The organism is Myroides albus (assembly GCF_024722315.1).
Lineage (GTDB): Bacteria > Bacteroidota > Bacteroidia > Flavobacteriales > Flavobacteriaceae > Flavobacterium > Flavobacterium album_A.
Window position 1 is genome coordinate 1186089 of the sequence record NZ_CP102754.1, and the last position, 14839, is coordinate 1200927.

At 35.0% G+C, this 14839-nt stretch carries 12 protein-coding genes; 6 read left to right on the forward strand and 6 right to left on the reverse strand.

The window, feature by feature from the left end; translation table 11 throughout:
* Positions 1 to 92 precede the first annotated feature (92 nt).
* From porN to topA, 6 genes are all read right to left on the reverse strand, one after another.
* On the reverse strand, positions 93 to 980 hold the full coding sequence (porN, locus tag NWE55_RS05565; protein ID WP_155092137.1) for a type IX secretion system ring subunit PorN/GldN: 888 nt from the start codon (positions 978 to 980) through the stop codon (positions 93 to 95).
* A 38-nt stretch (positions 981 to 1018) separates the two neighbouring features.
* Positions 1019 to 2572: a type IX secretion system motor protein PorM/GldM gene (gene porM, locus NWE55_RS05570; RefSeq protein WP_155092136.1), complete on the reverse strand. Its 1554-nt coding sequence runs from the start codon at positions 2570 to 2572 to the stop codon at positions 1019 to 1021.
* 26 nt (positions 2573 to 2598) lie between these two features.
* On the reverse strand, positions 2599 to 3258 hold the full coding sequence (porL, locus tag NWE55_RS05575; RefSeq protein WP_155092135.1) for a type IX secretion system motor protein PorL/GldL: 660 nt from the start codon (positions 3256 to 3258) through the stop codon (positions 2599 to 2601).
* 37 nt (positions 3259 to 3295) lie between these two features.
* Entirely contained in the window at positions 3296 to 4699 is a 1404-nt protein-coding gene (gene porK / locus NWE55_RS05580; RefSeq protein ID WP_155092134.1) for a T9SS ring complex lipoprotein PorK/GldK, read from the reverse strand.
* Positions 4700 to 4824: 125 nt separating this feature from the next.
* Positions 4825 to 5973: a formimidoylglutamase gene (locus NWE55_RS05585; protein ID WP_160339656.1), complete on the reverse strand. Its 1149-nt coding sequence runs from the start codon at positions 5971 to 5973 to the stop codon at positions 4825 to 4827.
* 3 nt (positions 5974 to 5976) lie between these two features.
* Positions 5977 to 8502 (reverse strand): type I DNA topoisomerase, encoded by a 2526-nt coding sequence (gene topA, locus NWE55_RS05590; RefSeq protein WP_258204655.1) that lies wholly within the window; start codon positions 8500 to 8502, stop codon positions 5977 to 5979.
* Between the two features lie 1332 nt (positions 8503 to 9834).
* On the opposite strand from topA, the gene miaB reads away from it, so the two are divergent.
* The 6 genes from miaB (at position 9835) to NWE55_RS05620 (ending at position 14830) form a co-directional block, all read left to right on the forward strand.
* A complete protein-coding gene (miaB, locus tag NWE55_RS05595; protein WP_155092131.1) occupies positions 9835 to 11283 on the forward strand; it encodes a tRNA (N6-isopentenyl adenosine(37)-C2)-methylthiotransferase MiaB in 1449 nt (482 codons plus the stop codon).
* A gap of 35 nt (positions 11284 to 11318) precedes the next feature.
* Positions 11319 to 12611, forward strand: a complete 1293-nt coding sequence (locus NWE55_RS05600; RefSeq protein ID WP_155092130.1) for a sigma-54 interaction domain-containing protein — start codon at positions 11319 to 11321, stop codon at positions 12609 to 12611.
* Between the two features lie 3 nt (positions 12612 to 12614).
* Positions 12615 to 13118, forward strand: a complete 504-nt coding sequence (locus tag NWE55_RS05605; RefSeq protein ID WP_155092129.1) for an LptE family protein — start codon at positions 12615 to 12617, stop codon at positions 13116 to 13118.
* A gap of 11 nt (positions 13119 to 13129) precedes the next feature.
* A complete protein-coding gene (locus tag NWE55_RS05610; protein ID WP_155092128.1) occupies positions 13130 to 14047 on the forward strand; it encodes a tetratricopeptide repeat protein in 918 nt (305 codons plus the stop codon).
* 1 nt (position 14048) lies between these two features.
* A complete protein-coding gene (gene secG / locus NWE55_RS05615; protein ID WP_155092127.1) occupies positions 14049 to 14408 on the forward strand; it encodes a preprotein translocase subunit SecG in 360 nt (119 codons plus the stop codon).
* A 146-nt stretch (positions 14409 to 14554) separates the two neighbouring features.
* Positions 14555 to 14830 (forward strand): co-chaperone GroES, encoded by a 276-nt coding sequence (locus NWE55_RS05620; RefSeq protein WP_155092126.1) that lies wholly within the window; start codon positions 14555 to 14557, stop codon positions 14828 to 14830.
* Positions 14831 to 14839: the final 9 nt, after the last annotated feature.

The following is a 14839-nucleotide window of genomic DNA, read 5'->3' on the forward strand; positions in this document are numbered from 1 at the left end:
ATACACGCATACTATTAAAACAAAAGCTCTTATCTAATTTAATTAGATAAGAGCTTAGTAAATTAGTTACTACAAATTTAGTAATTCCTAGTTTAATATTTCCACATATCGTCTTCCAGGTTGCGAATTAACTCTTTAATTCTTTCACCTTCAAACAATTTTTGTAAATCATTACCTTGTATGTACTCATCTATACGACGACCACCATATTGGTTATCTGCTTTATAAATAGTAGCACTAAATCTTCTTGAATTCAATAAGTGATCAAAGTTAATCGGATTCATTGGATTCTTAGGATTGAACGCATAGCTTTGGTATAAGACATCTCTTGCATCTGCAAAGAAAATCCAAAACAACTCTACGAAGTTCTCATTTTCGCTACCTTTTGTATAAATATCTACAACAACAGGAGCGATTCCCAATAAACGATATCTCAATTGTCCTTCATTGCGATCAAAATACCACATACCTAAGATATGATAAGCACTCACGTCAGAAGATCTCAATTCTGTACGATCAATATACTCATCTGGCACAGCTTCTCCAGCATTAAGGTACTCAATACCTACGTCAGTTGTATCAACCTTAACAAATGAAGCTTCGATATCTTTTAAAGTACGTTGTACTTTAAAATCACTACTATCATATACTTCAGTAATAGCACCAGACTTAACACCATCTAACAACACTTGGAATAATGACTTATGCTCACTATCTTCTGTATCATCAATAGGGAAATAATATGACTCATTTGCTTTTTCAGACAAGGAGATTTTCTCCCATACCTTAATACCAAATAATACATCTTTATCATTAACCTGTCCATAAGGAATAGGCCCATCTGATTTAACTAAAATATCTAACAAAGACTTTTGCCCGATTTCACTAGCAGATTTAGCATTCAATAAGTTCGATTGCGCAAAAGATCCTATTGAAAACAGAGAAAACACTACAAATAGTGATAAATTTTTCCAATTCATATTTTTCTAAATTTTCTTTCTTTAAAATTAAGAAGTAATTATTTAATTTCAAAAGTACACGGTGCCGTTTTTTTCAACTGATAGTCACCACCACCTTGTAATTTTGCTTTAATATCAGAGATAACTACAACATCTCCTATACGAGCTCTGCGTATAGCTGCTTTAGCTCTATCGTTCATCTTGTTTCCAGGTACAACAATACTTGGTTGTCCAGGAATTTGAACCACAAAGCTACTAACTGTTAGATTCACGTCGAAATCAAAATCTTCTAATTTCGCACCGATACTCACCCTTTCCAGGTTTTCTTTTGATCCAATAGCAGCAAACTCACCACGAACAGTACCACGAGGAGAAGGAATATCTTTAATTCTAAATACCTTAGAATCTTTAGCTCCTTTTCCGTCGTCAAATGTACCCGTTACACTAATAGTAACCTCTCTACCTCCTTGAGGTCTTAAAACGTATTTACCATTTCCAACCTTACTTAAACCAGGAGCACTTGCATTTACCTTACTATCAGGAATACCTGCAAATGAAATAGAAATCGGGTTATCAACTCCTCTATAAACAACGTTCATCTTATCAGCTGATATCGTTGCACTATTTGGTCTACTAACTACTACGTATGATCCTTTAAAATCAACTGGTACTTCTTCTCCTTCTTCAATGAATACAAATTTACCAGAGAAATTGTGTTCTCCTACGCTATTAGCAGGTAAGTTCAATTTAACCTGACCATTTTGAAGCGATTTATTCAAGTCTATTTCTTTGCCATTGACAAATACTTTCTTTGGGATTGTATTGTCATAGCGCCCTAAGGCAACAGTACTTGAATAGTTATCACCTACGTAATAAACAGATTTATCAGGAATAATCAATGCTGAATAATTCTTCATAGAAGCAGCTTCGATCAATTTATTTCCTAACAACAAATTATACATATCCTGCTCCATAACGCGGGCGTCATTTTGCATAGCGGATAATTTAGTCAAAGATGCCACAGCAGGAAACCCAAGGAAGTTGTAGTTTAAGTATGGTTTTTTCACACCACTACGATCCTTCACATCGTTCAAGTCAAAGTTCTTGTTAAACTTTTCCTTTACATTTTTGTATGCTACATCTTCACCTAAAAGTGTATTAATCTTATTCTTATAATCTTCAATATCTGCAATAAATGCCTTTCCTTCATCAGACAATTTATCTCCTTTAAACCAAAGATTATCAATAACATCACTCTTATCCATCATTTCAAAAGGAAGACTTCCATCAGCCTCTCTATATTTCTCAACGATAAGCTCTTTTGTCGCGCCAATTTTTACAACAAAAGCATCAGTAATGTCTTTAATTTGTTTTGCCTTATTATAAGGCTCTCGGAACTTTGCAGCATCATCCTCTGCTTTTTGTTCCAATTGTTTAAGAGATACAAGCTCATTATTTGTTGCCAAAGCAGTAGTTGTCTCCTCAAACTTCTCGTTCACCATACCAAAAGCTGACAAAACCTCACGTGACATTTGAAGTGCCATCATAGCGATGAACACTAAATACATCAGGTTAATCATCTTTTGTCTCGGTGTCAATTTCTGTTTTGCCATTATCTATAATATTTTTTAATTATAAATTAATTAGCATTTCTTCCTGCTCCCATAGCTGAAAGCATTCCACCATAAACATTGTTTAAAGAAGCTAAATTCTGCGTTAAAGCCTGCATCTGTTCTTGTAATCTTACATTATTCTCAGCTACAGATTTATTAATTTCAGCATTAGAAGTTGCACTTTCTAATTGTACTTTATACATTTGATTCAACGACTCCAATTGAGCAGCAGCGATCGTCATTTCTTGAGCGTATTTTTGCGAAGAAGCAACAGTATCAACAGCTGGAGCAATATTTTTAGATGCAGCTTCAAAGTTGCGAATACTATTTCCTAAGCTATTCATTAACTCACCGTCAATCTTAGCATCTTTTAGCATTTCATCCAATTTCTTTGAAAGCGATACCTCAACATTCTCCACTACAGGAGTCTCCTTACCTTTTTTCAGTTGACGAGCTTCCCCGTCTTTTAACTCTGGATAAACTTTACTCCAATCTAATTCCTCATCAACAGGTTCGAATGCAGAAATAGCAAAAATAATTGCTTCTACAACCATACCGAAAATCAACATGTTATTACCATTAAGAGGACCTACCTCCATGTGAGTGATCTTAAATAAAGCTCCTAAGATAACGATTGAAGCTCCCATTCCATAACAGAAGTTCATTACTTTTTTTGACATTGCCATAGCCTAATAATTCTTTATAAATTTTCTTTCCAATTTTTTAACGAGCCATTTTTGCAGCATTAGTTCTTGACATAGAACCTGAAACTGACTGCACAGTTCTAAACCCAATGTAGCTTCTTGATGAATCTGCATACTCTGAATCACGAGTTGCTACTTGTAAGAAATAAGCAGGATCTCTCCATGAACCACCTCTTACAACTTTTAAAGGATTATCAGTTTGTCTATTTCTCGGTTTCATAGAAGACATAAAATCATAAGCAGAAACCTCATAAGGTGAACTAGTCCATTCGGCAACGTTACCAGCCATATTGTATAAGTTATATCCATTTGGAGGATATGATCTTACATCTGCTGTATATAAAGCGCCATCAGCCGCATAGTCAAAACGAGTTGGTTTAAAGTTTGCCATAAAGCAACCTCTTTCATCTGTTGCATAAGGTCCTCCCCAAGGATACATAGCTCCTTCAAGACCACCACGAGCAGCATATTCCCATTCACTTTCCATTGGTAAACGGAACTCGTGAACTTCTTGTGTTTGATTATTTGTACGTAAAAAAGTATTCTTATACATTGTTCTCCAAGCAGCAAAAGCTTTTGCTTGATACCAGCTTACACCAACTACAGGATACTCTCCAAAAGCCTCATGCCAAAAGTAATCGTTGTGCATTGGCTCATTATAAGAATACTGGAATTCTTTAATCCAACGTGTAGTATCAGGATAGATTAAAAGTGTCTCCGTTTTCAAGTGTCTTTTGCGTTTACTACGTGGATCTGTACCTTGATCTCTTGTTGCACCTTCCACGTCAACGTAAGTATACTTAAATTTCAACTTAGACACATCGAATGTAGTCATTCCATTATATGTTTCAGAAGCAGGGATATAAAGAGAATCCATTACCTCTACATAATACTCATCTGGAAATTTACTATTATTCGTAACCACTGGCACTTTTTTATTCAAACGACGACCAGAGTAAATATCATCACTCATTTCCATACTATAGTAATTATCATACATATAGCGTTGGTATGGTGTCATTTTATCTAAATTTTCTTCTGAATCTAAAAAAGCATAAGCCCCTATTCCACCAGCATCTTTATTCATCCCCATATCATCAGCCATGATAGCTAATTTAGTACGAGTAATTGAATCTTTTACCCATTCAACGAATTTTCGGTACTGGTTATTACTTACCTCTGTCTCGTCCATATAAAACGATCCAATCGTAACAGTTTTTGTAGGAGCATCTTGTGCACCTAAGAAGTCTTCATTAGCCTGTCCCATTGTAAAAGTTCCTCCTGGAACTAATGACATGCCATGCGGTTTTGTGTTACGCCATCTTTTACCTTCTACACCTCCCATTAACTCACCTCGATCTCCACCTGCTCCACAACTGAACATCAAAGCCGCCAAAACTCCTAACGTAATTATCTTCTTCATATAATTTTAGGTTTATATATACAATTTTTCTTTACTACTATTTAAAGTTAATTTTTTCTTATTTCTTTCAATAAACAAAGCTAAAGATTAATTTACATTAATTCTTCTCAAAAAAAACTTTTTTTTTACAACATACTCCTTTTTAGAGCTTTCCACCATCTTTCTGGTATTTCTTGCTTAGTTGCCATCAAATATTCTTCTTCGTTACACGGCATTAAAGAAATTCCTTTGCTATTCTCAAATTCTACAATGCCATTTTCTACCCACCAGCGACCAGAAATGTCACTTTTATAGAAAATCAAATCCTCGTAGCCTTCAATAGGAACTATAAATTTCAAATAATTTGCGCGTCTTTCAAAAGGATACTCTCCTGTGCGATAATTATATCCCTCTATAAAATACCAAATGATTTGTGCTATTAATAACGCTTCATTCTTTGTATTATTATAATTGAATATTCCAAAAGTTGAAACTCTATCACTCAACCCTGCGTATCGACCTAATGCACATATCTCTTTACCATCAAAGCCATTTGGGTTAAAAGTGATGTGATTACCCGAATCACCCGATTTGACAACCCCCATATCAATGCTTACTATATCGGCATCTCTCAGCACTGGCTCTGCTATTTTTAAATTTGCAGAAACCTCACCTACGCGATAAGCTTCAAAATATAAGCTATCTATTAAATCTATTTCTTCTTGTGAATTATAAAACGTTTGATAACCTAAGTTTGCATAGTTAAACAAATTCACAGGTTCCTCTAAAATAATACGAGAAAGAAAACTTTCAACTGATAAATTAGCTCCTTTTGCTACATCTAACTTAGAGTCGATTGTCACGATATTTACCAACTTATTCAAATCATCGTATGCGCGATACATTCCGTAAGTCAAGTCTTGAGACCCACCTATAACAATTGGCAATACATTATTCTTAATCAAATCACTTACGATAGATTTGACAACGAAATGAGTATCTTCTATTGTATCACCAGGTAATATATCTCCAAAATCAATAATTCGAAGACCCCAGTTACCAGGATATAATGCATAGAGTGCTTTTCTAATTTTAGAAACATCAACAACAGTTAAATCTTCTTGACCAGCTCCTCTATTATCGCCAATACCAATTATAGCAATTTGATACTTGTCATAATCAAAAAACTCTTTTTCGCGATAGTATGTGACTTTCTTACCTAATGTCTGACTAGGCAATCCATCGATGTAATCAACCACATCATCACTTAAAGGCACTAACAACTCGTACATCATAAATTACTTTTTTGTTTTCTTTGTAGTCGTAGTTTTCTTAGTTGCTGTCTTTTTTGTTGTCGCTTTCTTAGCTGCTGTTTTCTTTGCTGGAGCTTTTGCCTCAATCATAGCTTTCACTTGATCCAAAGTTAAAGCAGCTGCATCAACATCCTTCGACAATTCTATTTTCGTTTTCCCTTGCAAGATAACAGATCTCCCCCATCTTGCTTTTTCAACGCGAATCCCTTCAGCAGACCAATCGTGAATAACTTTATCCTTCTCTTTTTGAATTTTATCTTCAATTAATTCAATAATATCAGCTTGAGATAAATTGTCAAAATTATATTTTTTATTCACATTGATAAAAATGCCATTCCACTTTAAGTATGGGCCAAATCTACCAACGCCTTTTTGAACATCCATTCCTTGAAAAGTAGCAATAGGTGCATCTGCTTCCTCTTTCTCTTTTATTAGCTCAACCGCTCTTTCAAACGACACATCTAATGGTTCTTCTCCTTTTGGCAAAGAGATAAAAACTTTACCTACGCGAACATAAGGTCCAAAGCGGCCGTTATTTACCTCTACTTCTTCTCCTTTATATTCTCCTAACTGTTTAGGTAATAAAAACAATGTCAATGCTTCTTCCAAGCTAATAGTACCAATATTCTGGTCAGGTCCTAAACTTGCAAATTGTTTATTCTCGTCTTCAGCATCACCAATTTGAGCCATCGGTCCAAATTTACCCAGACGAACCAATACAGGCTTACCTGTTTTAGGATCCTCTCCTAAAATACGCTCTCCAGATTCTCTTTCAGCGTTTTCTTCAACATTCTTAACTGTAGGGTGAAAATGATCGTAAAACTCCTTCATCATTTTAGCCCAATCTGCATTTCCAGCAGCAATCTCATCGAAATTCTCCTCAACTCTCGCTGTGAAGTTATAGTCTAAGATTGTTTGAAAATTCTTAACTAAGAAATCATTTACAATAATTCCAATATCTGTAGGTACTAACTTACCTTTATCCGATCCTGTTTTCTCAACTAAATTCTTTGTGCGAACGCCATCATTCCCCAATTCCAACAATTTATACTCGCGTTCTTTTCCTTCAGCACTTCCTTTCTCAACATAATTACGAGCTATAATAGTTGATATCGTTGGTGCATAAGTTGACGGTCTACCAATCCCTAACTCCTCTAATTTCTTTACTAATGAAGCTTCTGTATATCTTGCTGCAGGTTTACTGAATCGCTGAGTTGCCACTAAAGTCTTTCTCATCAACTCCTCTCCTACTTTCAACGCTGGCAAAATTCCTTCTACTTCTTCATCTTCGTCATCGTGTCCTTCCAAATATACCTTTAAGAAACCGTCAAAAAGTAAAACCTCACCAGTAGCTGCAAATTGATCTTGAAATTTATTCGAAGCTATGCGAACATTTGTTCTTTCAAGTTTAGCATCACTCATTTGAGAAGCAAGCGTACGCTTCCATATCAAATCATATAAACGAGCTTGATCTCTATCTACAGGTGCATTGTGCAAGGCCATATTTGTAGGGCGAATAGCTTCGTGAGCTTCTTGTGCTCCTTTACTCTTTGTTGTATATGTTCGCGGTTTAGAATACTGAGCACCATACGATTTAGAAATTTCATCTGCCGCAGCTTTCATAGCTTCTTGCGAAAGATTCACACTATCCGTTCTCATATAAGTAATCAATCCACTTTCGTATAATCGCTGAGCTAAAGTCATCGTTTGACTTACCGAAAAATACAGCTTACGCGCTGCCTCTTGCTGTAAGGTAGAGGTAGTAAATGGTGCAGCAGGAGACTTCTTAGCTGGCTTAGTTTCTAAGTCGCTAATTTGATATCTACTGCCAATATTTAGTTCTAAAAACTGTTTAGCTTCTTGTTCTGTAGCAAAGTTCTTTGCCAACTTCGCTTTTACAGTCTTACCTTCAGCGGTAGCAAATTCAGCTACTACATGATAAGACGATGCAATATTAAACTCGTTGATTTCTTTTTCGCGTTCCACAATTAGTCGAACAGCTACAGATTGAACACGTCCAGCAGATAACCCTCCTTTTACTTTTTTCCATAGTACAGGAGAAAGTTCATATCCTACCAAACGGTCTAAAATACGGCGAGCTTGTTGAGCATTTACAAGGTTATAGTCAATTTGTCTAGGGTTCTCAATCGCTTTTACAATGGCAGATTTAGTAATCTCGTGAAAAACAATTCGCTTTGTTTTATCAGCATCCAATTTTAATTCTTCAGCTAAATGCCATGCTATAGCTTCTCCCTCACGGTCCTCATCGGAAGCTAACCAAACTGTCTCAGCTTTCTTTGACAAATCTTTTAACTTCTTAACAACTGCTTTTTTATCACTCGATACTTCATATGAAGGTTTAAACCCATTATTGACATCTACGCCAATTTCCTTAGAAGGTAAATCCGCAATATGTCCATAACTAGATTCTACTTGATAATCTTTCCCTAAAAATTTTTCTATAGTTTTTGCCTTAGCTGGTGACTCAACAATCACTAAATTTTTTGCCATACTTCATTATTTTGTGAAGCAAAAATATATGATTTTTTTGAATATATCCGTGCCACTACTTATTAATGCATCTTTTAACTAATATGCCAGCATACAATAATTGCATTAATCATCAAATTATTCGTAAAATAAACCAACATTACAGCAATAAACCGATATATTGATTTTTTTTACAAACAAAATCAGAAAATTACACAATTTAATAACAATTCTCTACCTTTTTCAATTCTCACCTCTATCTATACTTTTAAATCTCCTGATATCTCAAAACATTCTTAAAACTTGACGTACCATGAAAAATGGTCAATAGTATATATACGATACTCTAAAAATACTTAATAAGAGATAAGGTATAACAATAGTCAGAGAAGAATCCCAAACCTATCTAAATCAAATACAGCAAACAAACTCATTTCGTCAACTGGTCAATATGCTCCAAAACTTTCTTACCAAACATTTAGATAACTACAACACCCCTATACTAATGTGAATTTGATTTAATAAAAGAAAAACAGTATAACTTTTAAGCTATTTATTTACGGGTATCTATTTACTCTAAAAGAGTTACTCTATCCAATCTAATGACGAAATCACCAAAATTGACGAGCACGTTTACGAACCTTAAAAAACAGATTCGCTTGATTTAATAGAGGGGTTTTCTTGCACTTTCTTGGGGAATCCTTGCACTTTTCTTGGGGTTTTCTAGCCCAGAGAGGGGTTTTCTCGAAGAAAGGTGTAAGAAACCCTCAAGCAATGCCCTCTCATCTCCGTACAAAACCATAGGTAGATTATCAACAGATAAAAGGAAGTAACAAACAGATAGTTTAGATCAAATTCAAGTTATCTTATACAATTGACACTCGTTTATAAGTACATCGCTTGTTTCATATTTGAAAATAAAAACAAGAAAAGATCGCTGCCCAACTTACCAAAAACAACAAACTACACTCAACCAAAAGGTAGATAGAAATTTCGCCAATTACCTTCTAAAACTACCGTTAATACATACTCACGCAAATTCACTCAACACTTCTTCAACTATCTTCCAAGATTACTCAACCTAAGTAGCTGTTTCTTGAATAAATATTGAATCGGTATTGAAGACACCTTGAATATATAATCACCGGAACGACCACTTTACCAAAACAGCCTAAAACGCTTTATGGTCATCTCTCCAATCAAGCATTGCAGTATCACTTTCTCAATTACTACTAACCCTCCGCATCTAAAGGCATCCTAAAAAAGACAGAAACAAACTACTGCTGTCAACTTGTCAGTTGCACAAAAAAAAGTATCTTTGCCCAAAATGTAGAACACCCTTTGAACAATCTTATGGAAAAGGTAATTGACGAAAATAAACAAGGAACAAGCTTACAATTAGAGCAAAAACAAGACAACAGTAAAAAACTTTTTATTGAAAGTTACGGTTGTCAAATGAACTTCTCTGACAGTGAAATTGTTGCTTCGATCCTATCAAATGAAGGATATAACACCACAAACAATTTAGAAGAAGCTGACTTAGTATTAGTAAACACCTGCTCTATCCGCGATAAAGCAGAACAAACAGTACGCAAGCGCTTAGACCAATACAATCAAATCAAAAGAAAGAATCCTGGTATGAAAGTAGGAGTATTAGGATGTATGGCGGAGCGTTTAAAAAGTAAATTCTTAGAAGAAGAGAAAATTGTAGACATGGTTGTAGGACCAGATGCTTACAAAGATTTACCTAATTTATTAAAAGACGTAGACGAAGGTAGAGATGCTATTAATGTGATTTTATCGAAAGATGAAACTTACGGAGATATTGCACCTGTACGTTTACAAAGTAATGGAGTAACTGCTTTTGTTTCAATCACAAGAGGATGCGACAATATGTGTACTTTCTGTGTAGTACCATTTACAAGAGGAAGAGAGCGAAGCCGTGACCCACAAAGTATTATAGAAGAAATACAAGACTTATACGAAAGAGGTTTTAAAGAGGTAACCCTATTAGGACAAAACGTAGACAGTTACCTTTGGTATGGAGGAGGACTTAAGAAAGACTATGAAAAAGCTACTGAAATGCAAAAAGCAACAGCAGTAGACTTTGCACAACTTTTAGACACATGTGCTACCACATTTCCAAAAATGCGCTTCCGTTTTTCTACTTCAAACCCACAGGACATGCACATTGAAGTGATAGAGACTATCGCTAAGCACGAAAATATTTGTAAATACATACACTTACCTGTTCAATCGGGAAGTACGCGTATTTTAGAAGCGATGAACCGTCAACATACAAGAGAGGAATACATGGCACTTGTAGATAAAATCTATGAGTTAATTCCCGACATTTCACTTTCTCAAGATATGATTACAGGTTTCCCTACAGAAACAGATGAAGACCACAAGGACACTTTATCACTTATGGAATATGTACGATATGACTTTGGATTTATGTTTGCCTATTCTGAAAGACCTGGAACATTAGCTGCTCGAAAATTAGAAGATGATGTACCAGAAGAAGTTAAAAAACAACGATTGACAGATATAATTACGCTACAAAACAAAATCAGCTTAGAACGCACTCAGCGCTTTGTTGGAACTACAGTAGAAGTATTAATTGAGAAAACATCTAAGCGTTCAGAAGATGAATGGTCTGGGCGTAATTCACAAAATACAACAACTGTATTCCCTAAAGAGAATTACAAAGTGGGAGACTTCGTATTAGTAGAGATTACAGATTGTACTTCTGCAACTTTAATTGGAAAAGCTGTAGGGTACTCTCCAATGCAAGCATAGTTATATCAACAAAAAGATAAAGAAGTAAAAAACCTATGGAAAATGTTCAAGCAATTAAACAACGCTTTGAGATTATTGGTAATGATCCTAAACTGAATAGAGCAATTCAAAAAGCAATTCAGGTGGCTCCTACTGATATTTCCGTACTTATTACAGGAGAAAGTGGTGTAGGTAAAGAGAGTATGCCTAAAATCATACACTCGCTATCTCACCGAAAACACGGAAAATACATTGCAGTCAACTGCGGAGCTATTCCAGAAGGAACAATAGACAGTGAACTATTTGGACACGAAAAAGGGGCTTTTACGGGTGCAGTAGGTACCCGTGAAGGATACTTTGAAGAAGCTGATGGAGGTACTATTTTCTTAGACGAGGTTGGAGAACTTCCCTTGACTACACAAGTACGTCTATTACGTGTTTTAGAAAACGGAGAATTCATTAAGGTAGGTTCATCTAAAGTACAAAAAACAGATATTCGAATCATTGCTGCTACAAACGTGAATATGATCGAAGCGATTGAAAAAGGAAAATTTAGAGAAGACTTATATTATCGTCTAAGTACCGTTGAAATAACTTTACCTCCCCTTCGCGAAAGAGGAGAGGATATTCATTTGCTTTTTAGAAAATTTGCTTCAGATTTTGCTCACAAGTACAAAATGCCGCCTATCAAATTAGAAGCGGATGCAGCAAATTATTTAGTACGTTACCGCTGGGATGGTAACATCCGACAGCTGCGCAACGTAGCAGAGCAGATTTCCGTGTTAGAGACAAATAGAAATATATCATTAGCTGTACTGCAATCTTATTTGCCTAATCACGATAGACAAGTCCCTTCAATTGTTAATGGCAAAAAGGCAGAATCAGATTTCAGCAATGAAAGAGAGATTCTGTACAAAGTATTATTTGACATGAAAAGCGATTTGACTGACCTTAAAAAGCTTACCTTAGAATTGTTGAAGCACGACAGCAGTCAAGTGCAAGAAACAAATCAGGGGTTAATTCAACGCATCTATGGCAGTAAACCAAGTGAACCCGCAGAAGCATCGTTCCAGAAAAACATTACAGAACTTAGTCTTCTTCCTGCAAGCGATCACAGTAATCACACACCTAATTTTCACCATGCTACAATAGCAGATGACGAAGATGACGACAATGATTATTTACTCGCAGAAACAATCGAAGAGGAACCGCTAAACTTAGAGGAACAAGAAGTTGAACTAATTCGAAAAGCCTTGGAAAAGAACAAAGGTAAACGTAAAGCTGCCGCTGATGAACTTGGTATTTCAGAAAGAACACTCTACAGAAAAATTAAACAATACAATCTATAATCTATGAAAATAAAGAATTTAATCCTTATTTTACTTCCAGTACTATTTTTTAGTAGTTGTAAATATTATAACTTTACAGGAACAGGTAAGATAGATGCTGACTCCTTTCAAGTAAATTTCTTTCAAAACAATGCAGACTTAGTAGAGCCTGGTATTGAACGTACATTTACTATGGCTTTGCAAGATTTAATACAAAATCAAACGAGTTTAAGCCTTACCAATGAAGGAGGAGATTTAATCTACGAAGGAGAGATCGTTGATTACCGCATTAGTCCGACAACGGCTACTGCTGACCAACGCGCAGCACAAAACAGATTGTACATTGCTATAAATGTTCGATTTATCAATAAAAACACACCTGAAGATGATTTTGAAAAGAGATTTTCTTTCTACTACGACTATGATGCTAATGTGCAACTGGCTGGTGCAAGTTTGACAGAAGCATTAGACGTAATATACGAGAGAATCACACAAGATGTATTCAATGAGTCTTTAGCTAAATGGTAAACACAAGGAATTTGAATAAAGAAAAAATAAATATTGCCTTAATAAATTCAACTCTTATTGAAGCAGATGATTTACAATCATTTGAAGAAGTATTAGAGGAATATCCCTATTTTCAATCTATTCGAACTTTGCACCTAAAGTGTTTATACCAAAACAAAAGTGAAAGATATAATACAAATCTGAAAAAGACGGCTGCTCATACGCTTGATCGAGATATCTTATTTGAATTCATAACTTCCGATAGTTTCATTAATTATCCCATCTCAATTGAGAATGATGCGATTGAAAAAGAAAGTGACATCACTCTACCTATACCAGAAGAAGAGAATATAGAGTCACAGAACACTTCAGTTGCTGTAGAAAAAGACGCTATTTTATCTACAGAAACCGAACAAAAAACAGGTGATGATAACGAAGATCTTTCACCTTCTGAAACGCAGACTACGGATCTTCCAATAGAAGTAGAGAAAGCAGGACAAACCAAAGTAGAACAACTCGAGGATAAATTAGAAATAGGGAAACCTTTAACAATTACCGAAAACGAAAAATATTCGTACGAAGAGTGGTTAAAAATATCTTCATTTCCTCCTATTGACAGAGAAAAAGAATCTATTTTAACGGAAAATGAAAAAAAATTAGAAGAAGAACGAAGAAAAAAATTAACGCTTATAGATCGATTTATTGAAACAAATCCTAAAATTGTTCCAACCAAAAAAGCGACGATAAGCCCCGCAAACATTGAGACCAGCGTACAAGAGAACACGAGTTTAATGACAGAAACTTTAGCAAAAATTTATCTTGAACAAAAAAAATATCAAAAAGCAATACAAGCTTATGAGATTTTAATTTTGAAATATCCAGAAAAAAGTAGTTTCTTTGCAGACCAAATATTAGATATAAAAGCGTTACAACAACATAATAGTTTATAACATGAACACATCATTTACAATATTCCTAGTACTGATAGCAATCGTATGTTTCCTACTTATTGTAGTAATTATGGTACAAAATCCAAAAGGAGGAGGATTAGACTCATCATTTGGAGGTTCGACTGTGGCAGGAGGTGTAAAAAATACAAACGATTTCCTTGATAGAAGTACATGGTTCTTAGGAGCTACATTAATTGTTTTAATTTTAATGTCAAGTTTAAGTACAGGAGGAGGAGTTTCTGGAGATTCTAAATTATTAGATCAAAACGCTACTATTCCAACAAGTACAAATGTTACTATTCCTACGGAAAACAATACACCTGCAGAACAAGCTCCTGCAAGTGACAATACACAAGAATAATTAGTATTACCTCATTATAATTCAAATGCCGGCTGTCAAGCTGGCATTTTTTTTTGTCCTTTACTGACAAAATATGATTTGGCACACTTTATGTCTAATCTATAAGCATTATAAATAAAATTCAATTTCATAAACTATATTAAATTATGGCATTAAATATTAAACCACTTGCAGACAGAGTTCTTATTGAACCACTACCAGCAGAAACTAAAACTGCTTCAGGTATTTTCATTCCAGACAATGCAAAAGAAAAACCACAAAGAGGTACAGTAGTAGCGGCAGGAAACGGCACTAAAGATCACGAAATGACTGTAAAAGTAGGTGACATTGTACTGTATGGTAAATATGCTGGAACAGAGCTAAAATTTGAAGGTAAAGATTACCTAATTATGCGTGAAGACGACATACTTGCAATTGTTTAAAACAAATTG

Bases quoted from the DNA above. Each gene is read 5' to 3' on its own strand.
- porN (WP_155092137.1), bottom strand. From the start codon at position 980: ATGAATTGGAAAAATTTATCACTATTTGTAGTGTTTTCTCTGTTTTCA.
- porM (WP_155092136.1), bottom strand. From the start codon at position 2,572: ATGGCAAAACAGAAATTGACACCGAGACAAAAGATGATTAACCTGATG.
- porL (WP_155092135.1), bottom strand. From the start codon at position 3,258: ATGGCAATGTCAAAAAAAGTAATGAACTTCTGTTATGGAATGGGAGCT.
- porK (WP_155092134.1), bottom strand. From the start codon at position 4,699: ATGAAGAAGATAATTACGTTAGGAGTTTTGGCGGCTTTGATGTTCAGT.
- NWE55_RS05585 (WP_160339656.1), bottom strand. From the start codon at position 5,973: ATGATGTACGAGTTGTTAGTGCCTTTAAGTGATGATGTGGTTGATTAC.
- topA (WP_258204655.1), bottom strand. From the start codon at position 8,502: ATGGCAAAAAATTTAGTGATTGTTGAGTCACCAGCTAAGGCAAAAACT.
- miaB (WP_155092131.1), top strand. From the start codon at position 9,835: ATGGAAAAGGTAATTGACGAAAATAAACAAGGAACAAGCTTACAATTA.
- NWE55_RS05600 (WP_155092130.1), top strand. From the start codon at position 11,319: ATGGAAAATGTTCAAGCAATTAAACAACGCTTTGAGATTATTGGTAAT.
- NWE55_RS05605 (WP_155092129.1), top strand. From the start codon at position 12,615: ATGAAAATAAAGAATTTAATCCTTATTTTACTTCCAGTACTATTTTTT.
- secG (WP_155092127.1), top strand. From the start codon at position 14,049: ATGAACACATCATTTACAATATTCCTAGTACTGATAGCAATCGTATGT.
- NWE55_RS05620 (WP_155092126.1), top strand. From the start codon at position 14,555: ATGGCATTAAATATTAAACCACTTGCAGACAGAGTTCTTATTGAACCA.